Here is a 23276-nt window from a genome sequence, read left to right as displayed (position 1 = left end):
CGGCAAACCGAGCAAACTCTAAACCTGTGTGCAAGCTGCAGCACAAAACACGCGCCGCCGCCTAACGCAAGCCTATTTTTTACACGCGCACCAGCGAACACCAGTGCGCGCGCAATGCTTAGTGACGAGCCTTGCGAACAACAGCACCCATACCAGCAAGCATAGAAGCAGCCAAAGCAGTCAAAGCAACACCAACACCAGTAGTAGGCAACTTCTTACCGCCATCCTTCTTCTTCTCAACCACAGTGGTCTTAGCACCAGCAGCAGCATTAGCGCCAGCCTGGCCAGCAGCCTGACCTGGCTTAGCACCTGGCTTGCCTGGCTGAACTGTTGCATCCTTAGAAGCCTCAACTGGCTTTGTGCCCTGAGGATTCTTTGGATCAGCTTCAGATGGAGCAGGCTTAGCGTCATTCAATTCCTTCTGAGCTTTCTCAAGCTTCTCCTGAGCTTCGCTCAATTCCTTCTGAGCTTTCTCTACAGCAGCCTTCTTCTTTGCACCATCAGTATCATCAGCATAGGCAGCTGTCTGAGCATCATTTGCTGCCTTTGTCTTCTCTGCAACAGTAGCCTCAGCTTCTGCAACAGCAGCCTCGAGCTTCAAGATCTCAGCTTTAGTATAAGTCTTAGCAGCCTTCTTCTGAGTAGTACCCCAAGAACCGTCATCATTCAATCCAACATTAAAATCAAATGCCATTGCTGGGGTTGCCATTGCAAAGCCAGCGAGCAAAGTTGCGCCAGCAGCGAAAGCGGCGATAGCCTTCTTATTCATCATTTTATTTCCTTTCTTCTTCTCCTCTGCGTTAGGGGCGCAGAGAAAAATTTGCTCCACAATCCACAACATATGGATAGTGGTTTAAACACCAGCCAAAACTAGGAGCAGCTAGCGTTTGCTTATTAACATACCCCCCCCCGTTTAAAAAAGTCAAGAGGCAACCACACAAAACAAACAGAAAAAAATAATGTCACACACAAACTAATCCACAATTAAGCAACACTCATCGTAAAATTTGTGGATAAACAACACTTAAACCGTAAAAATACGCATTTCAAGGTTTTTGAAGAATTTTCCCAGGTTTTTTTAAGGAAAGGCTTTTCGCGCGTGTCGCACAACAAACGCACTACAAGGTTGCGCAAAATCGAGAATCTCGGTGATGAAAATCACGCTTTGAAGGAGCCAACGCGGATTATTCCCCAAGACTTATGCAATATCACTCAAACGCATCGCATTCCCACAGAGCGCTTAACGGTATTGCCCACAAATTATCCTCCCACTGCATAATTTTTTGACCCATGTAAACAACATATCCGCGCTTAAATTCAGGTTTTTGCGAAAGAGCTACAAGTCCCTTAAAATCGTTACGATTCACCATGCTAGAGCTTTTTACTTCCACTCCAACCAGATTTCCACGGAAGCTTAGCACAAGGTCAACCTCTTTAGGGCTGCTACCAGGTTCACGCCAGTAGAAGCAATCTGGATGCGTTTTAGACCATTGCACAGCAGGCATAATCTGATTTACAACAAAACTTTCTAGCAGATTCCCATACATAACGGGATCTTCCAAAGGATTATGACCCTTACTAATCATTGTTTGAATGCTTAAAGACGTATCGACTGGGTGTATTTTGGCTCTAGTAAAAGTCTGGCGATTGGGCGCAGTTTTTATATTCGGTAGATAATTTATTAAGAATCTACGCAAGAATACACTAACGTAACGCTCAATGGTTCGCCTATCTAAAGCAAGATCTTGACCTATTGAACTCGTATTAAGAATCCCGCCAGGCATACATAACAACTTATTAAGTATGCTAACAGCCATGCTTCTGTCTAATCGTTCTCCTGGAAGAATGGTATCTCCCAACACTGCAAGAATATCGTTTGAAACAAGCTTTTCTCGCTCCCAAGCCTCGTAAGAATCATACGATTGCTGATATTCTGGGAATCCTCCTGCAGCCATAATTTTATATACTTCTTCTCTGCTTATTTCTTTTTCATATTTAAGATTTGGATTACTTTCTATAAGACTATCTACAATATTTCTACTATTTTGAGTAATTTCACACTGCGTAAGAGGACTCATTGTAAAGTGCTGAGCGCGTCTAGCAAGAGGATCTTGACCATCTAGTACATTGCGATTTATAAGTGCACTACCTGTTAAAACATATTGCAAACTGTTTTCCGTTGAATTATCGACTATTTCTTTTATTGCAAGAGGCAAATTTGGCAGTCTTTGCGCTTCGTCAATAACAACTGGAGTACTAAGATTTTTTAACCAACCATATAAATCTGTTGAAGCAAGCGCAAACGTATTTTCATCCGCAAGGCTCACGTATGAGAATCCTTTAGACACAAGCTGACGCTTTGACATCATAGTTTTTCCCACAGCTCTTGCGCCTTCAAGAATCACGACTTTTCGTTTTGATTGAAGAATAGAATCAGCAATTGGTCTAGGAAAATAAGCGCTCATAAATATAAGTATACACAAAAACGTATTTTTTGTACATTCAATGTACAATTTTTTATACATCCAATGTACAAAAAATACAATTTATACATCTTTTGTCTAAATATCACACACAGAATTCAGACTGAAATCAAGGGTCCAAAACGCCAAAAGTGTGTAAAAAAAAAATAAACTCATAGCCCTTGTTGCAGTGAGGCTTATAGCGTATCAAATGTGCTTATTCTTTACTTGCAAAATCATTCTAAACAAAGATATCCCAATATTTAACACAGCTTCACGTTACTGGTTTTATCAATCACTATTGTTCCGATAAATTAAATATGTTATTCCGATACAGTTTATATTATTCCGATAAAACGTTAAAATATAATAAAATGCAACAATGATTAAGGGTATTTTATGTATATAACAGTAAACCAAGCTGCTGAAAAATGGGGCATATCAGATAGAAGAGTAAGAATTCTATGCTCCGAAGGAAAAATTCCAGGAGCATATCGGGAAGGAAGATCCTGGAAAATACCACATGACGCATCAAAGCCAACCGACGGAAGATATAAAATTAGTGAATCTCTAATTCCAATCATAAAAACTAAATTAGAAACCCTTAAAACAAGAAGACCCTTAACTGAGGGAGAATTAGAAAGACTTAATGAAGAATTTCTAATAGAATATACATATAACTCAAATGCAATTGAGGGAAATACTTTAACACTGCGCGAAACAGACATGGTTCTTAGAGGGCTTACTGTTGATCAAAAATCATTAAAAGAGCACCTAGAAGTTATTGGACACAAAGAAGCCTTTGATTACGTAAAGCAGCTTGTTAGCGAAAATAAGCAGATAAATGAAAAAGTTATAAAAGACATACATTATTTAGTTTTAGCCAATAAGAGAAAAGATAGAGGCGTTTATAGAAAAGTTCCCGTTCGAATTATGGGATCTACACATGAGCCACCACAACCATATTTAATCGCTTCAAAAATGGAAGAATTATTGAAAAAATACAAAAACAGCGATGAAGATATTGTTACTAAACTTGCTCGTTTTCATATAGAATTCGAAAGCATTCATCCTTTTATTGATGGAAATGGAAGAACAGGAAGACTGCTGGTCAATTTGGAGTTGATGAAAGCAGGGTACCCACCAATAGATATAAAATTTACTGATCGCTTGAAATATTATGAAGCTTTTGATGAGTATCACGCAAAGCATAACGTGTCTGCCATGGCAAACTTGTTTGCAAGATATTTAAATCAAAGACTTGATTTGTATTTGTCTATTTTAGAGTAATGGTCATTTTTAATTAAAGCTACGCGCAATTGTCTTTACTGTTATTCTCTCAGATAGTTGACTGAATTATTGACAGTACTGTGGTCGAATCTCCGACTTGGTCACAGATTCTGTTTGACCTATAACTCAAATGCATTGCGTTGTAAGCGCGCGATTATAAAATTTGTATACACAAAAAACATATTTTTTGTACATTCAATGTACAATTTTTTATACATCCAATGTACAAAAAATACGATTTATGCATCTTTTGTCTAATATCACACACACTTCAGACTGAAATCAACAAATCACAATCAAACCAAACACAACATATAACAAACATAGCCTTCTGAATTTTAATTAAACTCAGGAGGCTATTATTATTTGATAAACTGTTTAATCTAGTTATTTTACATAGCTATTTTTTTACTCTTAAAAATAGCTATAGCAGCAATACTTACAACAAGAACAGCAAGAACAATCAATGGCGCCGTGAAATAATTTGTGTAGAACTCACGCACATCAATGTCTACAGAATTGATAGTCGCAGCATAAGATATATACGACAATACGCCTAATACAACATCAATAATTGCATACGCATATGCGTTTTTATACAATTCTTTAACTGACTTGCTGCTTTTAACCCAAAGCATTACAGACAAAACCAAACCTATTAACATTGATGCAACAGCAACAAGTGCAAACAACATATCTAACATAAGACCCTCCTATTTTCTCAATTACATGTTATTGGATTAAAATGCTCTCTTGATGGTTCTAAATTATATGGAACTTTTAGCTTTCCATATCCTACATGACACTTAAACTGTCCGAGCATTGATTCATCTGCCCAAGGATACTTCCTCCACTCTTTGTCATTGCCAAATCTACTCTTTACCGTTTCCCAAGCCTTAGGACCAGTGGCATGAGCGGCGTGAGGAACAGTAACCCAATCTGTTGGCATTAAAGACAAAGAAACTAGCCCAGATCTGTTAATCCACTTGCCACTAGAAAACCACCTATTACTCCAAGTTGATGACTTACTTTCAGACATAAAACTATATGATGGATTGTAATTCGCCCTCAAATAAGCTATAACATCTTCTCTACTATGACCATAAATATTCTGTTTTGGATCATTCACCCAACTATCAATTTGTGAAGACGTCATTCCAGTTTCATTAAACAAACTTGCATCATTTTTATTTATACTATTTCCACTAGCAGCAGGTATAGCAAACAACATAGAAATAGCTAGTATTGATGAGCTGATTATAAAACTACATTTTTTCATAAAACCTCCTAACATCATGTATATGCTGCCATAGCATGTACAATATAATTCTAATTTAACTAAGATTTTCGTGTCAATACTAAAATATGTTGAGTAAAGTAGACAATTGTTAATGCTTTAGCATATCTATCATAATAATCAATCATTAATTGGAAAATCGTCATAATAAACATATACGACTTCAAAAAGCCATAGAATACCTGAACACATAGGCTCCAAATTCTAAACATTTTCATTAGATTTTATTCTTTGATAGCGCCTCCAACATTTTCTTTCTTTTTTGCAATGCAGATAAAATAGTAAAAAATACAAGAGAAAAAACAAATAGAACTAGAAATATTAAAGTTAATATCCATGGGTTTTGTAATCCAAATCCCACCATAATAAACCCTGAACTTGTTTCATGCGCATCAAAAAACACACTACCAAAAAGGCCCAGATGACGACCCATCTCACTACCTTTTGTAAACATAAGTATACAATTCAGTACATAAATCCAAAGATGTACCAGGTTGAAAATTATCTGTGGGTTTACCAGAAGCAAAATCAATAATGCGTGCCGAATACCAGTACCCCGAAAGTCGGTAGTAGTTACGTGTCGAAAGCACGTGAGTCGCCTGTGCAACATTTTTAATCTCCATGCCACGTGAGCATAAAAGAGCTACCTGATCAGTATAACTTTTATAAGGCTTAATCGGTTTACTGGTCACAACTCCTCCCGACGAAAAGGACCAGCCCTGGACTCCCACCGAAGTGGGTAGCGGAACTGGTCTTGTTGTTTACTATGATAACACGCGTACCAGTCAAGTGCTTATAAAACCTGTCGACATGTGAGAAAATACTCAGCAGACACAATACCTACGAATGTGGTTGGGAATCAATTCTCAAGAAATCCAGCCCTCCTACTCACACGACTAGAGGTCTGAACTGTTGGTATGAGCATGATGCATCAGCGTATACGCCCTCATATTCCACTTATACATCACGGTGGAGCGGACAACGGGAATCGAACCCGCCTCTGAAGCTTGGGAAGCTTCCATTCTACCGATGAACTATGTCCGCATGTTCGGCTGCTGGCGATTAATACCTTCAAATGACTCGATTAATCAATCTAGACAACAAACCATATAAGGATATCATGCTCCGCTTACGGCTACAACTCCACTAGGGAATCTTCTCCCATATCGGATGTTGAATACAGATTCAGACTTATCAAATTCATCTGATTTTGCAGCAGCTTCATTTTCATAAGACATTTCCGCATACCCAGAATACTCAGCATTATCCTCTTGCGACTTAGCCATTAGTCTCAAGAAGTTAACTCGCTCTTTAACAGCTGACTGATGAGAAAACATCTTCAATAATTTTGATTTATCATCTTCAAATGGATTTACAATCATCAGCGAAGACATTGCCTGCAATCCATCGGCTCTACTCATCTCATGTATTTTTGCACCGTAAGAAATTTTATTTAGAGCAGAAGCCAAAGCTGCAGGATCTCCCGTAAGCATTCCAGCGCTTTTATCTGCGTCAAATTCGCGGCTTCTAGAAACCACCAGCTTAATCATCAATGCTCCAACTGGCACAAAAATCACATTTAAAACTTGACCAACAATCTTTAACACTGGGCAACGGCTTTTAGAAGATTCTGATCTAACAGCAAACTCACTATCAGCAGTATGCTTCTTTTTGGAATACGTAAGAACATAGCCAACATAAGTCATAATTGTCGCAATAGCTGAAGCAATAGTGGAATTCAAAATATCATGATTATAAATATGAATCAGCTCATGACTTACAACTCCACGCAACTCACGCTCGTTCAGAATGTTTAAGAGTCCACGCGTACAACAAATAACAGCATGTCTTTCACTGCGACCAATTGCAAAAACATTAGGACTATCCATTGGAGCAACGTAAAGATGCGGCATCGGTCTTTCGATTCTCGCAGAAATCTCGCGAACAATACCATACAAGACTGGCTCTTCATCTTCACTGACTTCTATAGCATTCACCATGCGAATTGCGAGCTTGCTAGAAAGCCAATACGCGCACACACTGAGAATTATTCCTAAAACTACAAACCAAATCAGCATAGGCAAGCGCAATCCACAGGCAGCCCAAATTAAGGCAAGAATCAACCAGATTACTGAGAACAGTGCTGCTGTTTTCAGATAATTGCGGCATCGCATTCCTATATTGCTGAACATGTTTACGATTCTAATAATCGGAACTGTAATTTTGCTGAATGAAAACTGTATATTTATAATTAATATGTTTAAGATTAATGCTAATTAGTGTATTTAAGATTTATAATCTGTTAACAAGTGGTCACTAAACGTTTTGCAAATGTGCATAACGTAAGCGACCACTAAAAATTAACAAACTATTGTTGATGATTCGCTATATCTATAAGCATTTGCTTAGATACAACTTTTTTGCGAGCGCGATTTTCTGCCATACCAGATTCAACTTCAAAATCGTCAACTCTTTTCCACCCATCAAAATCAACTACATCCACGCCTCTGGAAGCGAGAAGATTTTCGATAGATTTAGGCTCTCTATCTATTGCCAATCTGCCAGGAAGTGCGGATTCACATTCTTCGAGCGAGCTTTTTGATAAATCTTCCAACATATTTGCCACTATTTGCAAAGCGTCTGACTTTGTGGAACCAATTAATCCAACAGGTCCTCGCTTAGCCCAGCCAGTTGCATACAAGCGTGGACGCACAACATCACCATCTGGATCAGTTACTATGCGACCATCTTTATTCGCAAGAAGAGTTTTGTTCTCATCGTAAGCAACGCCAGAAACCTTAGCAGGCTTATATCCAATCGCATGGTAAACCGCTTGAACAGGGTATTCTTCAAACTCTCCAGTACGAGTCATTTTCCCGTCCGCGCTTGTAACTGTACGCTCTACTCGAATAGCGCACACTCGCCCATCTTCTCCCAGAATTTCAACTGGATCAGAATTGAAGTGAATAATATAGCGTCGATTTGCAGGATTGCCTTCAAAGTCAACGTTTCCACTATCTTCCATATCTTCGCTCAAATCGCGTATAGCAAAAAGTTCTTCTACCATTTGACGAGTCAATTTGTCTTTTCCAGCAACATCAATCGTTTCGTCATCCAAGTCAAAATCGTTTTCATTTACAACTATTTGCACGCCAGAAAGCTTTTCCATCTCACGCAATTCTTGCACAGAGAATTTAGCTTGAGCAACGCCTCGTCGAATAAACAAGTGCAATGTTTTAGCCTGGTTTTTAAGCAAACCATTGTAAACGTCGTCGGAAATGTCCGTGTGTTCTCTAAGATAATTCGCGTCTCGCAAAAGCTCGCGCGCAACATCCATAGCAACGTTTCCGCCACCAATAACAGCCACTTCGCTTGCATCAAGCGGCCACGTGCGCTCACTGGTAGGATATCCGTCGTACCATTCCACAAATTTTGCAGCGCCATACACGCCGTTTAACGATGCTCCTGGAATACTAAGCGGCTTATCTTCTACAGCGCCCGTAGCAAACAGAATTGCATCGTAGCGAGGCAATAAATCTTCTAGCGTAATATCTTTGCCAAATTCAACATTCGCATACAAGTGAATATTTGGATTATCAAGCGTTTTAGCCAAAGCATCTGCAATGAATTTTATGCTCGGATGGTCTGGCGCAACTCCATATCGAACCAGCCCGAATGGAACTGGTAGTTTTTCAAATAAATCGATTCTAGCGCTCGTACCTAATCCCATTTCGTCACCCAATTTTTTAAGCTGACGAAGAAAAATATCTGACGAGTATATTCCAGCAGGCCCCGCGCCAATAACTGCGATTCGCAATTCGCTCGCATCCGCATTATAATTCGTTTCCATAAAATTTCCCCATATTGAGTATTTCAAGCATTCTTAAGCATTTTTGAACTCTTTTGTAAACTGTTTTATAAGTCGCTTCCTTAAATGCTCCACTACTTAGACTAGCGCCTTGACTCATTCAAGAAAAGACCAAAGTGAATATTGTCACTTATATACATTTTTGCTTATGCGTGCTTGTAACTTGTGACTTATGCACATATGCACATTTACTCTTACGCGCGCTTTCCTTTCAACGCTGTAAGCGCCCATAAAATTGACACAACATCAATCATCTCTTGCATCATAGCTCCAAGAACCGCAGGAATCAGCCCAAAAGCCGCCGCAATCATGCTTATAACAGCTAATCCAATTCCCAACATAACAGCTTGAACCATAACACGCTTCGTGTGTTTTGCAACACTTACAGCGTTTGCTACAGCATAAATGTTGTTGTTCATAATCACAACTTGCGCGCACTCCGAAGCCGCTGTATCGGTGCCATCAGTCAAAGCCACACCAATGTTTGCTGCAGCCAAAACTGGTGCATCGTTTACGCCATCTCCAACCATCATCGTTATGCTACATTTTTGTGTTTTTCCGCCAGAAAAGTCGAAAGCATCCGTGCTCAGTAAGCTTGTGCTACCTTCCGAATACTTATTATCTGCATTAACACTATCCGTATTCTTATAGTGCTGTTTTACGCACTCAAGCTTGTCTTCTGGAAGCAAATTCGCTTTAACATGCTCGATTCCAACGCTTTTTGCTATTGTTTGAGCTGCTTGCAGACCATCTCCAGTAAGCATGCTTATTGAACGAACACCAAGTTTTCTGAGTTTTTGAATCGTAGATTTTGCATTTTCTCGAGGCACGTCTTTTAGAACGATTCGCCCAACAAGTTTGCCATCAAAAGAAACGTATGTCGCCATTTCGTCGGCAGAAAGCTCTTCAAAATTGCTTTCTATTTTTGATATATTTTCTACATTTGCACGTTTGGCTTTATCTTCGGTTGCTGGCGACTTATCCTCGGGATTGCCAGCTGACGCCTGCAAAACGTATTTTTTGCGACCTACTCTAACGTTTACACCATCCACACTTGCGCATATACCTTGACCAGCAGTTTCTTTAACACCGCTTATAACTGGGTATTCACGCACGCTTGGAAGCTGCGGAACGGCAGATGGATGAGTGTTTTGCCAAAGATCCGATCCAGCTTTTGCAATTCCTCCTGCAAGAATGTGCTGTGAGTATGTTTCCAGAACACCAGCAAACATTAGTATCCTATTTTGCAACCCACTATTTTCTTGATTTTCCTGATTTTCGCTATTTTGATGATTCGCTAAATCCACTCTAACAACTTGAGGCTGTTTAACAGTAAGCGTTCCCGTTTTGTCAAAGAACACATCTGTTACTCGGCTTAGCTGCTCTAAAACATCTTGGCTTTTTACCACAATACCAAGTTTTGCAAGTCTTCCTGTTCCTGCCATAAACGCCACTGGAACAGCTATCAAGAGCGGGCAAGGAGTAGCTAGCACCAAAACTTGCGCAAATCTTAAAGCCTGACCAGATGCAGCCCAAGCAACGCCTGCAATAACAAATGAAAGCACAGTAAAAGGCACAGAAAGCATATCCGCAAATCGTACTACTGCAGCTTTAGAAGATCTTGCAGATTCAACCAACTTCATGATTTTTTGATATTGCGAATTTTGCGATAACTTAGTTACGCGCATAATCAACACAACACCGCCATTTACGCATCCAGACAACACTTGCGCGCCAGCAAACACTTCACGCGGAAGCGACTCGCCATTTATTGCGCTTGTGTCTAGAACAGCGGAACCGCTTAAAAGCTCACCGTCTACAGGAACTGTTTCTCCTGGAAGAACAACTATTACATTGCCGATTTTTAGATCTTCAACTGGAACTGTTTTGTATCTTTGTAATTGGCTAGAAGACTTTACCTCTTGCAATATTGGGCATTCTTTAGAGTTATTGTGACATTTTTTACACGATTCACAACTAGTAAAATCTTTATGTTCTTGCAATGCCTCTAGCGAAGATTCATCGCTGACTTTTCTAAAATGACTATGATCAAGCAGAGCACATTGCTCACAAGATTCACCGCACACTATTCCAGGAAGTGTCATTAAATGCGCGGTTTGAGGAGACGCATTTACTAAAAGAGATAGATTTTTCTGCGCTGCATCTTGCGCAAAGTCTTCGATTGCTTCGCCTGTAAACACCATTACAACAATCAAATAACTTGCCCAAAATTCGCCTATACAAAGCGTTGCAAGCAATGCAACAAACGCAAGCAAGTCAATTCCAAGTGTGCCATGCATTAAATCATCAATCATACTTAAAAGCGACTTAACACATGTATATAAAACTAAACATGTTATTATACTTTGCCCGATTGTAAGGCTTATTTGCACATTAAAATCAAAATTTATCAATGAAAATAGGTAATTTAACGTCTTGCTTATAGCTTTGCAAAAATCGAGTATAAAAGTCAGATTGCTAGAATAAAACGCCGCAATAAACGGGAATAAAACTAAAACTATTACTAATTGAGGAGCACGACGGCAATACGATAAAAGTTTACGCATACACTTTCCTTACGCTGATCAGGTTAACTGCGCTAAACGCTGCTAACACACGATTTCACGCCTTGTTAACCCATTGAGCATCCACTTAAGCATGCGCAATACACGGCGTAAAGATATCTATATTCATTTATTGGTATTCAGTTTAGCAAAACACCTTGATGAGAAACATTCTCATATAACAAAATGCGCGCAAGAACAAGAAACACACGAAAGAAGACGATAATACGAATATATGAAAAAAGGTTTCTAGCGATTGGCTAGAAACCCTATTTGTGGAGCTAAGGAGACTCGAACTCCTGACCCTCTGCTTGCAAAGCAGATGCGCTACCAGCTGCGCCATAGCCCCATTGGAGAAAAAGAACAAAATGCTCAATTTCGTGGGCCCGGGAGGACTTGAACCTCCGACCTCATCCTTATCAGGGATGCGCTCTAACCACCTGAGCTACGGGCCCAACTTGTATGTCGAAAACATACAAGTAGTTAGATTAGCACATGAAACAAAAATGTCAAATAGCAAATCTAAGCGTGTCGCAAAATTATTCTACAAAATTACTCTAAATGACTGCGCATAAACCACTGGAACTTTTCAAGCTGCTGAACATGATCTTGAATAATATTAGAGCTAACAATATCAAGATCATCAAGCTGAGAAATTGCCTTACGATCATCTGCAATCATATCGTTGTAATACTCAATTAATGCTTGCAAATACTCTTTGGTGGACTTTCTACCGCTAAGAGCAAAACGCTTCCAAGTGCGCGAAGCTACAACATCGTCTGCGCGACCAAGTGGAGATCCACCAAGCGTTGCAATTCGCTCAGCTGTTTCATCGGCTTGAGCTAAAACTTCTGCAACCTGAGGATCAAGCATTTCATGAACCGCAATAAAGTCTGGACCCGTAACATTCCAATGTGCATGCTTTAAGACTAAAGCAGCTTCCTGCTCATGGCTTAAGCGATTCTGCAAAATATCGATTGCTTTCTCACTAGCCGATTCATCAAGACCTGGAACAATATGAGTTAAAGCCATATTAGTATCCTCCATTTTTTGTTTATTTTTGTTTAATTTTATTCAAATCTTTAATTTACTTCGGTTTTTCTGACTTCAATCGTAGCTATTCTACGCCCATCAACCTCCGTAACTGTCATATCGTAGCCATCCGCATCGTGCAAAATAGCTCCAACCTTGCCCATTGAGCCAGTGTGAGCAAGGAAATAGCCTGCAACAGTTTCATAAGGTCCATCCTCTAGCTCAATTCCAGTCACATCTGCGAAATCTTCTATAGTCATTCCACCGTCAACTGTAGCAACCCCGTTTACAAACACAGTAGCTTTACTATCACGCTTCAAATCTGACTCGTCTGGCAAATCGTATTCATCTCTAATATCTCCAACCAATTCCTCGGTCATGTCTTCAAGAGTCACGATGCCATCCGTTCCGCCATACTCGTCAATAACAACAGCAAGATGTATTCCGCGTTTTCTAAGCAGCTCCAAGCTTGGAAGCAATTTAGACGTTCCAGGAAGACTTATTCCTTCTCGAGTTACATCTGCAACTGTTTTAGCATTAGGATCTCTAACATCTAACAAATCGCGTACATGCACAAATCCAATAACATCGTCAAAATCTTTGCCTGTTACAGGATATCTAGAATATGGCAATTCTCTAATTTTTGCAGCAGCTTCTTCAAGACTTAAAGATCCGTCCAAAAACTCAACGTCTGCACGAGGACGCATAACTTCGGCAACAATCGTTTCAGAAGCATCAAAAACATCGTCTAAAATTGTTCGCTCATCTTGGCTAAGCTTTTTATTCGAGTTAACTAAAACACGTAGCTCTTCGTCGGAAACTTCACTTTCCTTTTCGTTTGGATCGAATCCAAGAAGTCTCACAAAACCGTTGGTGTTCTTAGCAATCAACCATATTAAAGGCTTGCATATTTTGGAGAATATATCTACTGCTGGAACAACTGCTCGAGCGATTTGCTCAGAGCGCTGCATTGCTATTCTCTTTGGCACAAGTTCAGAAATTACTATTGAAAAATACGATATTATAAGCGTTAAAACAATAGTCGTTAATGGTCCAGCAACATGATCTGGAACTCCCCAAGACTTTACAATTGGCACAATATGAGGCGCGATTGCAGATTCGCCAAAAGACGCCGAAAGAAATCCCGAAAGCGTAACTCCGATTTGAAGAGTGGAAAGAAAAGTGTTTGGATCTCGAGCTATTTTTGCAACTCTTTCCCCACGAGCATCCTGCGTTTCCATGCGGTCTAATTGCGACGATCGCAAATTAACAAGCGCAAGTTCGGTTGCTGCAAATATGGAACCAAACAAAAGGAACACAACAATGAGTGCAATGTTAAAACCCAACGACATACTTGCTATCTTAGTTGAATTTAACATATATAAAAAGCTTTGTGCTTAATATCGGAATAATATACACAATCAGGTTCTATAAAAATAACCGGATGGAGCTTTACTTATCTCTTTAATGGATTCAACTTTAAGAACCACACCTTTGTGTGAATATCCACTAACACCAATATTCCCAAGTGAGATATTAGCTTTTACAATCACCCATTGGTGATTTTTAAATCGTAAGTTTTTAGAAAAATCTGCAACAAACCCAAACGGAGACATATCTAGAATGCAGCAAGACATAAATTGTCTAGATATGCGAACCTGATTTTTAGAAAGCGTGTTTTCTCGACTTATAAAACCTTTTACCACAATTTCATATCCCTGGTATTTCTCTAAATTATGGTCAATTTCGTCATACCAATTTCCAAAATCATCGTCTGAAATAATAATTTTTTTATTAGCTACGTCTAGTCCTCTTAAAGTTTTTTTATTATTTTTACGATTAGACGCGATTGCTATTGCGCGCCCAGAGGCGTACTCGTCAAAACCTGCAGACTTTGTAAAACCTTGATCTAATGCTGATTTTGACATTTGAAGTGGAATTAAAATCACGAGCATTGGAATTATTAGGGAAACAAGAATGCGTTTAGAATCTTTTGCAAAAACTGGAATAATACCAAAAAGCGAGCAAATTCCCAAAACAAAAAGCAAAATCGCAGCAAAAATAAGGTATACGAATGCGCGCGGAGTGGTAAGGATTGTGTAGCATCCGCTTAATGCGCTCCACATTAGTGTGGCTGAAAAGCAAATCAAACACAACGATTGCGCAATATGAGCAAAAGTAATTTTATGCTTAGTTTGCTTGCAATCTGCATTATTACAATCAACATTGCATACAACATTTACACTACTCATAGCATCACACCCCATGCAAGGTGAACAAGAAGCGCTGCGAGTAAGCAAATAACAACAATAGTTGCTGTTAGACGTATCACAAATTTCCCTTTAAAATCTTCAATAAGCATAAGAGTGTTTTTTATGTCTAGCATTGGCCCAAAAAGCAGAAAAACAATTACTGAACTCATTGGAAGAGAAGCAGCCAAAGAGCGCGCAATTACTGCGTCGGAGCTTGAACATAAGGAGCTTGCGTATGCTATTAGCATCATTGCTGGAATCGCCACAAAAACTGTTGTTGTGTTTATTTTTGATGCAGGATCTGCGCCAAGCCAAACGCGAATAATCGAAGCTACAGTTGTTCCAAACAATATTATTGGCATTAATCGCATAAAATCCGCATAGACGTGATGAGCATAAATTTTTAAATGATCTTTAAAACTTATTAAAGGCCCAACATTATTGTCAAAATCACATGAATCACATGTTGATCCACATGATTTTATGAAAAATTTTTCCCTTAAAACTTGTGATTTTACAGGAAAAATCACAAAACTAATTCCCACTAAAAGAGCCACACCAACACCCAAAGCCACTCGAGTCACAGCAACTGCTGGAACGTCCGCAAATGCGTACCAAGTAGCCCAAATAGAAACAGGATTTACCACTGGCACAGCGCACAAAAACGTTACAGCACAAGGCAATGGCAGCTTTCGCGCAACAAGACGAGAAAAAGTTGGAACAACAACACAATCACATACTGGCACACAGACTCCAGCAAGAATTGCAGCCAAAAAGCCGTTTGCAATAGACTTTGGAGCGTGTTTTTCAATAAAATCTTCCGTAACCCATGTTTCTACAGCAGCAGAAACAAGAACACCAATTAACGTAAAGGGAACAGCTTGCAAAAGTAGCCCAGCAACACCCCTAATAACAGTGTTTACAGGCATCCAAGGGTAGCGCAATTGCAACGCAGGGACCATGGCAATAATAAGAGCCGCAAAAGGCACTCCTGCAATCAAAAAAAGATAGTTTGCAGAATTTGCTTGTTTTGCTTTACTTGCTTTACTTGCTTTACTTGCTTTACTTGCTTTTTCTACTTGGCTCGTTGTCTTTGCTTCAGTTTCTGTTTTTAGCATGACAACACTTCCACCAAGCCGTCACTCATTCGATACCTTGCTCCAACAAGCATCAAAGCGTCTTTGAAAACAGCTTCGCGAATTATTTGTGATTTTTCGCAAATTTCAGCCAAAATATTAGACACGTGAATACGTTCAATATCATCTGTATCTAAATTTTCCTCAACACCTGCGAGCGCAGCAGGCCCTAAAGAACGTAGCAATATTGACTCGCTCGACTCAATTATTTCGCTTGTTTTATCTTCGCCGTATTCAGAAACCAGCTTTTGCACGTTCGGCAAAACAGCCTGTACGGCGCCGCAATGCTCATGCCCAAGCACAACCAACACTTTTACTCCCAAATCACTTACAGCGTATTCTAGCGAAGCTATTACGGCATCATCCAACACTTCTCCAGCTGTGCGAACAGAAAAAATATCGCCCAAACCGGCGTCGAATATAAATTCTGGAGCAACTCGCGAATCTGCGCACGAAAGCACAACAGCTCCAGGGTGCTGACCGTCAATAAGTTTCATGCGCGATTCTGAATTTACGCCTGCATGCGCTGAATTGCCGTCTGCAAATTTGCGATTCCCTGCAAGCATTGCGCTTAATACCGATGTAGCTAAAACTGAATCTTCATTAGCAAAATCTTCGCTGACTTCTTCTTGCATTATTACCTCCTACACTGGCATTGGCAATATTTTCAGTTGCTTAAAGTTTAAAATTTTTGACTTAGAATATATTGTATCTTTCGTAGTAAATAAGAATTTTGTTTAAGAATATAAGCCTATTATCAAAAAGGCTCCCGTATTGCAATTCGCAAATACGAGAGCCTTCTTGATTCAGTAATTTATTAAAATCATCCAGTGTTTTGCAAGCCTGCAGCAACACCAGAAACAGTGCAGAGAATCAGGTAGATGAACTCTGCTTGCTGACTTTCGCTAAGCTCTTCTTTATCTACCTTGTTGCGCAGCTTATGCAAAGCAAGTGACTGAATTACAGAAAGCGCGTCCACGTAAGGCGAGCGCACGCGAATCGCTTGACCAAGCACATGACGATGTTGCAGCGGCCACTTGTCACCAACAATTTGCAAAACCCACTTGCGCGTAAGCTGCATTTCCGAAAGCACTTTATCGCTTAAATCTTCGCGATCTCCAAGGCTTAGATACATGCGAGCAATTCGCTCGTCTGTTTTAGCCAAAGACATCTCAATATTGTCAATAAAAGTACTAAACAGCGGCCATTCTTCGTAAGCTCTGCGCAAAGTTTCCAAGTCGCCAAACTTTTCGCAAGCTGTACCCAAGCCGTACCACGCTGCCAAGTTGATTCGAGCTTGCGCCCAAGAGAAAACCCACGGGATTGTGCGCAAATCGTCCAAAGACTTTGCACCAAGACCGCGCTTTGCAGGGCGAGATCCGATTGGGAGCAAACCAATCTCACTAAGCGGAGTAACGGTTGAGAACCAAGGCGTAAAGTCATCTGTTTGAAGCAAATCAATAAAACGATTATGCGCTGCAACATCAAGCTTTTGAGCCATATCCGCATACTTATGAGTCATTTCCGTGTTGGTTTTCTCAACGCTTGGAGCAGATTGAAGCAAAGTTGCTGCAGCTACTGATTCCAAGTGACGAATGGCAAGAATTGGGTTTCCGTAGCGAGCAAAAATAACCTCACCTTGTTCAGTAAGCTTAAATCGGCAATTTACTGAACCAACTGGTTGAGCAAGAACAGCACGGTTTGCAGGACCACCGCCTCGTCCAACAGCTCCTCCTCTGCCGTGGAATAGTGTCAAATCAATGTCATGATCTTTAGCCCACTGTGCAATACGTTCTTGAGCAGAATGTAATGCAAGTGTTGCAGAAGTAGGACCTGCGTCTTTGGAAGAATCGGAGTAGCCGAGCATAACTTCCATCTTGCGACCAGTAGCCTTCAGTCTAGCCTGAACTTCTGGAATCTTAATGATTTCCTCAAGAACATTAACCGAATTCTGCAAATCTTCTAGCTGCTCAAAAAGTGGTATCACGTCAATTGTTGGAGCATCCTGTGGATGCGCAAACGCAAGGCGATTAAGCTCAAATACATCGCGAACATGCTGAGCAGACTTTGCAAACGAAATAATGTAACGGCGAGCCGCTCGCATTCCATTTCGCTTTTGAATTGCTCCAAGCGCGCGGAATGTGTCTAGAACTTCGCGAGTCATTGGCTGAAGCGGTCCACGCTCCCCGTGCAAACCATGTTCGCGAATATCTTCCAATGCGCGCGAATGCACGAGCGAATGCTGACGGAACTCCATCTCCACCATGTGGAATCCAAAGGTTTGCGCCTGCCAGATCAAATCCTGCAATGGTCCATATGCTGCTCGAGCATCTCCAGCCTCAGCAAGCGAACGTTGCACTATCCGCAAATCTTCAATGAACTCTTCGCAAGAATGATACATCAAGTCTGTATTGCGGCTAATCGTGTGGTGTAGTCGATCTGCCATCACAAGCATAACGGCTCTATGCGGCTCGCTGTTAGATACGTCGGACGCGTTTTCAGTGAGCTGCTCGCTCATTTCCCTCTGGCGGTTCCAAAGTTCCAGCAGCTCAACGCTTGGAGGCGTTGTGCGTGTTTCCATAGTCAGGCATTTGCCAACTTCGCGCGTGCGTTCTTCCAGCGCTTTCAAAACGTGGTTGCTAAACTTGCTCGCAACCTGCCTACTTACCTTTGCTGTAACGTTTGGATTTCCGTCTCTATCGGATCCAATCCAGCTTCCTGGGTGGAAGAATGCTGGGCATCGCGGTGGCACTAATCCAGCTTTTTTGCCCAAAAGCCAATCGTCAAATCTGCGATAAACCAACGGAATTGTGTTGAATAATGTTGCGTCGAATATATCGAGTATTGTGTCTGCTTCTTCAACTGGTGTTGGTTTTTTAAGAGCAATAGGCGAGGTGCGGAGCAATGCGTCTATCTCGTTGTATAGACGCCTGTAGTTTTCGCGCTTATCTGATCCTCCTAGCCTATTGTGTTTGCTCAGAAGCTTTGATATTCTGCGGATTTTACCAGCTACAGCTTTTCGTCTCGCTTCGGTTGGATGCGCTGTGAAAACTGGATGGAATTCAAGCTTATTTAGCAGTTCCTTAGCTTGCGCAGGGCTCATCTCCGTGAGCAACTTGTGGTATGCGCATGTTAGCTCGTTAACTGGGTCTACGGGATTAGATTCTTCTACTTCGCATTCGCGTTGGTGCAGCACGGAGACCCTGTAGTTTTCTTCGCACAGGTTTGCTAAGTGGAAGTATGTAGCAAACGCACGCGCAAGAAGCTGCATATCTGGCAAATCCATGCCGTTGATTTTTTCTACAGCTTTGTTTAGCCCGTCGTCTTCTGTTCCTTGTGCATCAACCATTTGTGCGAAGTGTGCTGCGCTTGCGTCTACTGCGTTTAATCGCACTTCGTCGAATACGGTTAAAAGTTTTTCATCAAATTCGCCTAATACATCGCGCAGAATATGTAAGCATAAATCCATGTCTTGCTTAAGCGATGCTGGCAGTTCGCGCTCTTCAGGTCCTTTTCTTCCTAGTCCAGACGTAACTATTGTTGCGTCTGCTGGAGTAACCTGTTGATTTTGAGTTGTCATCAGACCTCCTTGTGCTAGTCATAAGGTTGCTTGGTCATTTGACTTCCGCGGCTCCTCCGCGGTTATTTAGGTCAAAAGTTGCAAGCCCACAGCCTTTGTTCCCAGCGAGATTCCAAAATAATTGTGAACCGACCTTAGGACTGATTTTTTCTATAAATTTCTTATATAAATTTTATAGGCTACGCGCTGCGTATACTAAAAATTGTGAGCATAGAAGAGAATAACGCTGATAGTAATTCAAACAGTAATATAGGCAATACTCCACAAATACTTCCGACTGGTCATATAGTAGGAAAACCTTCTGGAAGATTCCAAACGCACGCAATTCCGCTAGATATGGAAGATGTTGAGCGCGATTGGGATAAACCAGTTACGGAAGCTGGGATTGCCGCAAAATCCAGCATTATTATTCGAGTTGGTGCTCTTGGCTTAGGCGCTGGTACTGGAAGCTACCGAGTCCGTGAGCTTATGCATAGAATTGGCGAACCTATGGGTGTAAATGTTCGCGCAGATGTTAATTTAACAGACATTGAGGCTACTTGCACAGATAAGCATGAGCGCATTACCGAAGTTGTTGACCTTCCTACTACGGGCGTAAATACGGAGAGAATTTGGCTTCTCGAACATTTTGCAGATTGGTTTAACGTTAAACTTGGAAACGATTCCTTATACCATTCAAAGGCAGCTGTTTCTAAGGAGTTGGTGGACACTCTTCAAGCTAGCAGCAATGAGAATGCGATTGTTCAAACAGCTAAGCAGTCGGAGGAGCACGCTGCAAAAGTCGAAGAAAAAATGGCAATTCAAGAGGCGATTCTCAAAGAAAAACCTCGTGGAATTTTTGCGCTTCAACCAGAAAGAACGTATGCTGAGCATTTTTCTCACGTTCAAAATGTCAAAAATGTTCAAAATTCTCAAAATAATTTGAATTTAGATCTTAAAAACAATCCGCATAATTCCAATAATCCAAATAATGCTGGCGACTTTTCCGCGCCGCTTACTGTTCGTCAAGTTCACGACCGTCTCGATTTAATTAAAAATCGTAAGCCTCTTTATAAGCCTTGGTTTGCGGGTCTTGCGTCTGCTGTGGCATGCGCATCCTTCGCATTTTTGCTCGGCGGCGGCGCTTACGATATGCTTGGTGCTTTTATTGGAGCTGGCATTGGTCATTATGTTAGAAGACGCATGTTTATGCATCATCTAAACCAATTTGTTGTAACGTTTATTGCTGTTGCTGTTGGCGCTTTGAGTTGCATTGCTTCTCTTCGACTTGTTGGATGTTTTGATCCTGCTGCTTTGCACCACAATACAGCTTATATTGGCTCTGTTTTGTTTGTAATTCCAGGTTTTCCTCTTATTACAGGCGGCTTGGATATTGCTAAAATTGATTTTCCTTCTGGCATTCAGCGACTTTGCTACACAATGGCGATTATTCTAATGGGCACTCTTGCTGGCTGGATGGTTGCAAGCCTTGTTCAACTTAATCCCCAAGGCTTTACTCCACTGGGCTTAAATCCTTGGCTTAATGCTGTTCTTAGAATGATTACAGCGTTTGCAGGCGTGTGGGGATTCTCCGTTCTGTTTAATTCTCCTCAAAGAATGTGTTTCGTTGCTGGAATAATCGGCGCGATTACCGATACTTTGCGCTTAACTATGGCTGATTTTGGTATTGCTGCAGAAATCGCAGCATTTACTGGCGCTTTGCTTGCTGGTCTTTTGGCTTCTGCTTGGCGATCTGTAGTTCATAGAGGTTGGGCGCCTCAATATTTGGGCTATCCGCGTATTGGTCTTACTGTTCCATCTATTGTGATTATGATTCCTGGACTTTATATGTATCGTGCAATGTTTTATCTTGGGCAGTTTAATACTCTTCCTGCTTTAGATTGGACTTTCCGCGCTTTTATGGTGATTATTTGCTTGCCATTAGGACTTGCTGTTGCGCGAGTTATAACAGATAAAAGCTGGCGATACGACATTTAGTCATATCGAAAATAAACAAAATAGTGTAAACCTAAACAAAAACGCCCAGCGACTACTGGGCGTTTTATTTATATGCAATCAAGCAAGAATTAATCAGATTTAATTATCGCTAATCAACATTGCTAATCAATACTTCATATTCATTGCTTCTCGCACTTGATCAAGTGTTTCTTGCGCAATCGCAGCAGCTCGTGCATTTCCATCGTGCAAAATATCTCTCACAGCGTCCATATCTTTTGCCAATTCCGCACGACGCTCGCGGTGTGGAGCAAGGAAGTTGTTTACAGATTCAATAACATACGCTTTTAGTGCTCCTGCACCTGCGTCACCAATTTCTTGCGCAATATCTTTTGGATCTCTGCCAGTAACCAATCCAGCGGTAGTTAAAAGAGCAGAAACCTGTGGGCGAGCCACTGGGTCGAATGTAATTCGACGCTCAGAATCAGTTGGGCTTTTCTTAATCAGCTTCGCTGTTTCTTCTGCAGTTGCGCCCAGCATAATCGAGTTTCCGTAAGACTTACTCATTTTGCGTCCGTCTAATCCTGGGATTTCTGGCGTATCCGAAAGAATCGCAGCTGGCTCTGGGAAAACAGGATTCTTCTTTGCATAACGCTCGTTAAATCTGCGAGCAATCGTGCGCGTAATCTCAATGTGTGGCAAATTATCTTTTCCAATTGGCACAACATTTGCTTTACAAAACAGAATATCGCAAGCTTGATGCACTGGGTACGTAAGCAAAAGTCCTGTTAAAGCATGACCCGAAGCCTCCATTTCGGCTTTAACAGTAGGATTTCTATGCAATTCGGCTTCTGTAACTAAAGACAAAAATGGCAGCATAAGCTGATTTTCTGCAGGAACAGCGGAGTGTGTAAAAATCATTGTTTTCTTAGGATCAATTCCAGCAGCCATATAATCAAGAACAAGATTTAGTACATTATCTTCTACGTGTTCAACAGTGTCTCTATCTGTAATCACCTGATAGTCTGCAATAATCACGTTTGTGTTTACGCCAAGATTTTGCATTGCGACACGCTCACGTATCGAACCGAAGTAGTGTCCTAAATGAAGTCTTCCTGTCGGCCTATCTCCTGTAAGCATTGTAAAGGAGCTAGGATTTGCTTTTAGCTTCTCAAGCGTTGCGTCTGAACGTTTTTGAGCTGCTACAAAGCTTGCACTTATTTCATTTCCAGCTGCCGTAACTTGTGCTTCTTCTGACATTTCTAACTCCTTACGCACGCGATTTTTCTTGCGATTTTTAAGCCTAAAAATATGGCTTTTATCGTAAAAGTCCACTCAGACAATATACTCGGTTGCGGCACAGTGGTACGCTCTTGTGTGATGAATTGATTGTTTCGGTAAATTAGAGGGGGTCAGATGGGCCGCGGACGACAGAAGGCAAAGCAACAGAAAATTGCCCGTAAGCTCAAATACCTGACGACCGATACGGATTATGACGAGCTTGCTAAGGAGCTTAATACTCACGAGCCTGGTCAGGGATCCTTCGATCCGTTTGAATCTGATAATTATGATGAATCTAAAGATTATCTTGATAAGGAAGAAGATTCGTCTGATTTTGCTGATGATAGCGATTCTAAAGACGCTAATGAAGAGCAAGACTCGTGCGATTCTATTCCTTGCAACGATGACGATTTAGACGATTACGCTAAGTGGGCTGCTGAAGCAGCTGCGTCTGCAGCTAATAAAGATAAATCGTCCGGCAATTCTGGCACGATCCACCACCATATTCCTATGCCTATGCCGAATTTTATGCATAAGAAGTAATTTAAAAATAATAAACAAGTAATTGTTGAATTAAAT

General features: G+C 40.9%; 18 protein-coding genes and 3 tRNA genes. 3 read left to right on the top strand and 18 right to left on the bottom strand.

What is annotated here, in order from left to right:
- Positions 1-118 precede the first annotated feature (118 nt).
- Both HXT60_RS06600 and HXT60_RS06595 read right to left on the bottom strand, forming a co-directional pair.
- Entirely contained in the window at positions 119-772 is a 654-nt protein-coding gene (locus HXT60_RS06600) for a hypothetical protein (RefSeq protein ID WP_048653109.1), read from the bottom strand.
- 436 nt (positions 773-1208) lie between these two features.
- Positions 1209-2465, bottom strand: a complete 1257-nt coding sequence (locus tag HXT60_RS06595) for an ATP-binding protein (protein ID WP_421791081.1) — start codon at positions 2463-2465, stop codon at positions 1209-1211.
- A gap of 396 nt (positions 2466-2861) precedes the next feature.
- Here HXT60_RS06595 and HXT60_RS06590 point away from each other — a divergent pair, with 396 nt between their 5' ends.
- A complete protein-coding gene (locus tag HXT60_RS06590; RefSeq protein ID WP_004116510.1) occupies positions 2862-3752 on the top strand; it encodes a Fic family protein in 891 nt (296 codons plus the stop codon).
- Positions 3753-4144: 392 nt separating this feature from the next.
- Here HXT60_RS06590 and HXT60_RS06585 read toward each other — a convergent pair whose 3' ends face one another.
- The 15 genes from HXT60_RS06585 to HXT60_RS06515 all read right to left on the bottom strand — a co-directional run bounded on the left by HXT60_RS06585 (position 4145) and on the right by HXT60_RS06515 (position 19481).
- Positions 4145-4456, bottom strand: a complete 312-nt coding sequence (locus HXT60_RS06585) for a hypothetical protein (RefSeq protein WP_020761573.1) — start codon at positions 4454-4456, stop codon at positions 4145-4147.
- Between the two features lie 17 nt (positions 4457-4473).
- Complete coding sequence (locus tag HXT60_RS06580; protein ID WP_248902733.1) at positions 4474-5031, bottom strand: DUF2599 domain-containing protein; 558 nt, start codon at positions 5029-5031, stop codon at positions 4474-4476.
- A 235-nt stretch (positions 5032-5266) separates the two neighbouring features.
- On the bottom strand, positions 5267-5503 hold the full coding sequence (locus HXT60_RS06575; RefSeq protein ID WP_020760850.1) for a hypothetical protein: 237 nt from the start codon (positions 5501-5503) through the stop codon (positions 5267-5269).
- 516 nt (positions 5504-6019) lie between these two features.
- Positions 6020-6093 (bottom strand) — tRNA-Gly (locus tag HXT60_RS06570).
- Between the two features lie 74 nt (positions 6094-6167).
- Entirely contained in the window at positions 6168-7241 is a 1074-nt protein-coding gene (locus HXT60_RS06565) for a M48 family metalloprotease (protein WP_013399376.1), read from the bottom strand.
- 176 nt (positions 7242-7417) lie between these two features.
- Complete coding sequence (locus HXT60_RS06560; protein ID WP_004116498.1) at positions 7418-8899, bottom strand: FAD-dependent oxidoreductase; 1482 nt, start codon at positions 8897-8899, stop codon at positions 7418-7420.
- Between the two features lie 212 nt (positions 8900-9111).
- Positions 9112-11484 carry a heavy metal translocating P-type ATPase gene (locus HXT60_RS06555; RefSeq protein WP_421791077.1) on the bottom strand — a complete coding sequence of 791 codons (2373 nt, stop codon included), beginning with the start codon at positions 11482-11484 and terminating at the stop codon, positions 9112-9114.
- A 273-nt stretch (positions 11485-11757) separates the two neighbouring features.
- A tRNA-Ala gene (locus tag HXT60_RS06550) sits at positions 11758-11830 on the bottom strand.
- Positions 11831-11862: 32 nt separating this feature from the next.
- Positions 11863-11936 (bottom strand) — tRNA-Ile (locus HXT60_RS06545).
- Between the two features lie 97 nt (positions 11937-12033).
- Positions 12034-12513 (bottom strand): Dps family protein, encoded by a 480-nt coding sequence (locus HXT60_RS06540; protein WP_004573592.1) that lies wholly within the window; start codon positions 12511-12513, stop codon positions 12034-12036.
- A 50-nt stretch (positions 12514-12563) separates the two neighbouring features.
- Entirely contained in the window at positions 12564-13865 is a 1302-nt protein-coding gene (locus tag HXT60_RS06535; RefSeq protein ID WP_032834318.1) for a hemolysin family protein, read from the bottom strand.
- 69 nt (positions 13866-13934) lie between these two features.
- On the bottom strand, positions 13935-14765 hold the full coding sequence (locus HXT60_RS06530) for a TIGR03943 family putative permease subunit (RefSeq protein WP_004113975.1): 831 nt from the start codon (positions 14763-14765) through the stop codon (positions 13935-13937).
- A complete protein-coding gene (locus HXT60_RS06525; protein ID WP_421791074.1) occupies positions 14762-15883 on the bottom strand; it encodes a permease in 1122 nt (373 codons plus the stop codon). Before HXT60_RS06525 ends, HXT60_RS06530 begins: the two co-directional genes overlap by 4 nt.
- Positions 15877-16536 carry a carbonic anhydrase gene (locus HXT60_RS06520; RefSeq protein ID WP_415685833.1) on the bottom strand — a complete coding sequence of 220 codons (660 nt, stop codon included), beginning with the start codon at positions 16534-16536 and terminating at the stop codon, positions 15877-15879. Before HXT60_RS06520 ends, HXT60_RS06525 begins: the two co-directional genes overlap by 7 nt.
- Before the next feature lie 188 nt (positions 16537-16724).
- Complete coding sequence (locus HXT60_RS06515) at positions 16725-19481, bottom strand: phosphoenolpyruvate carboxylase (RefSeq protein ID WP_004113978.1); 2757 nt, start codon at positions 19479-19481, stop codon at positions 16725-16727.
- A 204-nt stretch (positions 19482-19685) separates the two neighbouring features.
- Here HXT60_RS06515 and HXT60_RS06510 point away from each other — a divergent pair, with 204 nt between their 5' ends.
- Positions 19686-21458 (top strand): threonine/serine ThrE exporter family protein, encoded by a 1773-nt coding sequence (locus tag HXT60_RS06510; RefSeq protein WP_421791071.1) that lies wholly within the window; start codon positions 19686-19688, stop codon positions 21456-21458.
- 126 nt (positions 21459-21584) lie between these two features.
- On the opposite strand, the gene trpS is transcribed toward HXT60_RS06510, so the two are convergent.
- Positions 21585-22676, bottom strand: coding sequence for a tryptophan--tRNA ligase (gene trpS / locus HXT60_RS06505; RefSeq protein WP_246943469.1), 1092 nt, complete (start codon positions 22674-22676; stop codon positions 21585-21587).
- A gap of 156 nt (positions 22677-22832) precedes the next feature.
- Here trpS and HXT60_RS06500 point away from each other — a divergent pair, with 156 nt between their 5' ends.
- Entirely contained in the window at positions 22833-23240 is a 408-nt protein-coding gene (locus HXT60_RS06500) for a DUF3073 domain-containing protein (protein WP_004116478.1), read from the top strand.
- Positions 23241-23276: the final 36 nt, after the last annotated feature.

Origin of the sequence: Gardnerella sp. KA01002, from assembly GCF_049244015.1 — a bacterium.
Lineage (GTDB): Bacteria > Actinomycetota > Actinomycetes > Actinomycetales > Bifidobacteriaceae > Bifidobacterium > Bifidobacterium vaginale.
The sequence above is the reverse complement of the archived record's forward strand: the minus strand, read 5'-3'. Positions and strand labels throughout refer to the sequence as shown.

Coding starts and splice junctions, on each gene's coding strand:
- HXT60_RS06600 (WP_048653109.1), bottom strand. CDS start 772: ATGATGAATAAGAAGGCTATCGCCGCTTTCGCTGCTGGCGCAACTTTG.
- HXT60_RS06595 (WP_421791081.1), bottom strand. CDS start 2,465: ATGAGCGCTTATTTTCCTAGACCAATTGCTGATTCTATTCTTCAATCA.
- HXT60_RS06590 (WP_004116510.1), top strand. CDS start 2,862: ATGTATATAACAGTAAACCAAGCTGCTGAAAAATGGGGCATATCAGAT.
- HXT60_RS06585 (WP_020761573.1), bottom strand. CDS start 4,456: ATGTTAGATATGTTGTTTGCACTTGTTGCTGTTGCATCAATGTTAATA.
- HXT60_RS06580 (WP_248902733.1), bottom strand. CDS start 5,031: ATGAAAAAATGTAGTTTTATAATCAGCTCATCAATACTAGCTATTTCT.
- HXT60_RS06575 (WP_020760850.1), bottom strand. CDS start 5,503: ATGTTTACAAAAGGTAGTGAGATGGGTCGTCATCTGGGCCTTTTTGGT.
- HXT60_RS06565 (WP_013399376.1), bottom strand. CDS start 7,241: ATGTTCAGCAATATAGGAATGCGATGCCGCAATTATCTGAAAACAGCA.
- HXT60_RS06560 (WP_004116498.1), bottom strand. CDS start 8,899: ATGGAAACGAATTATAATGCGGATGCGAGCGAATTGCGAATCGCAGTT.
- HXT60_RS06555 (WP_421791077.1), bottom strand. CDS start 11,484: ATGCGTAAACTTTTATCGTATTGCCGTCGTGCTCCTCAATTAGTAATA.
- HXT60_RS06540 (WP_004573592.1), bottom strand. CDS start 12,513: ATGGCTTTAACTCATATTGTTCCAGGTCTTGATGAATCGGCTAGTGAG.
- HXT60_RS06535 (WP_032834318.1), bottom strand. CDS start 13,865: ATGTCGTTGGGTTTTAACATTGCACTCATTGTTGTGTTCCTTTTGTTT.
- HXT60_RS06530 (WP_004113975.1), bottom strand. CDS start 14,765: ATGAGTAGTGTAAATGTTGTATGCAATGTTGATTGTAATAATGCAGAT.
- HXT60_RS06525 (WP_421791074.1), bottom strand. CDS start 15,883: ATGCTAAAAACAGAAACTGAAGCAAAGACAACGAGCCAAGTAGAAAAA.
- HXT60_RS06520 (WP_415685833.1), bottom strand. CDS start 16,536: ATGCAAGAAGAAGTCAGCGAAGATTTTGCTAATGAAGATTCAGTTTTA.
- HXT60_RS06515 (WP_004113978.1), bottom strand. CDS start 19,481: ATGACAACTCAAAATCAACAGGTTACTCCAGCAGACGCAACAATAGTT.
- trpS (WP_246943469.1), bottom strand. CDS start 22,676: ATGTCAGAAGAAGCACAAGTTACGGCAGCTGGAAATGAAATAAGTGCA.
- HXT60_RS06500 (WP_004116478.1), top strand. CDS start 22,833: ATGGGCCGCGGACGACAGAAGGCAAAGCAACAGAAAATTGCCCGTAAG.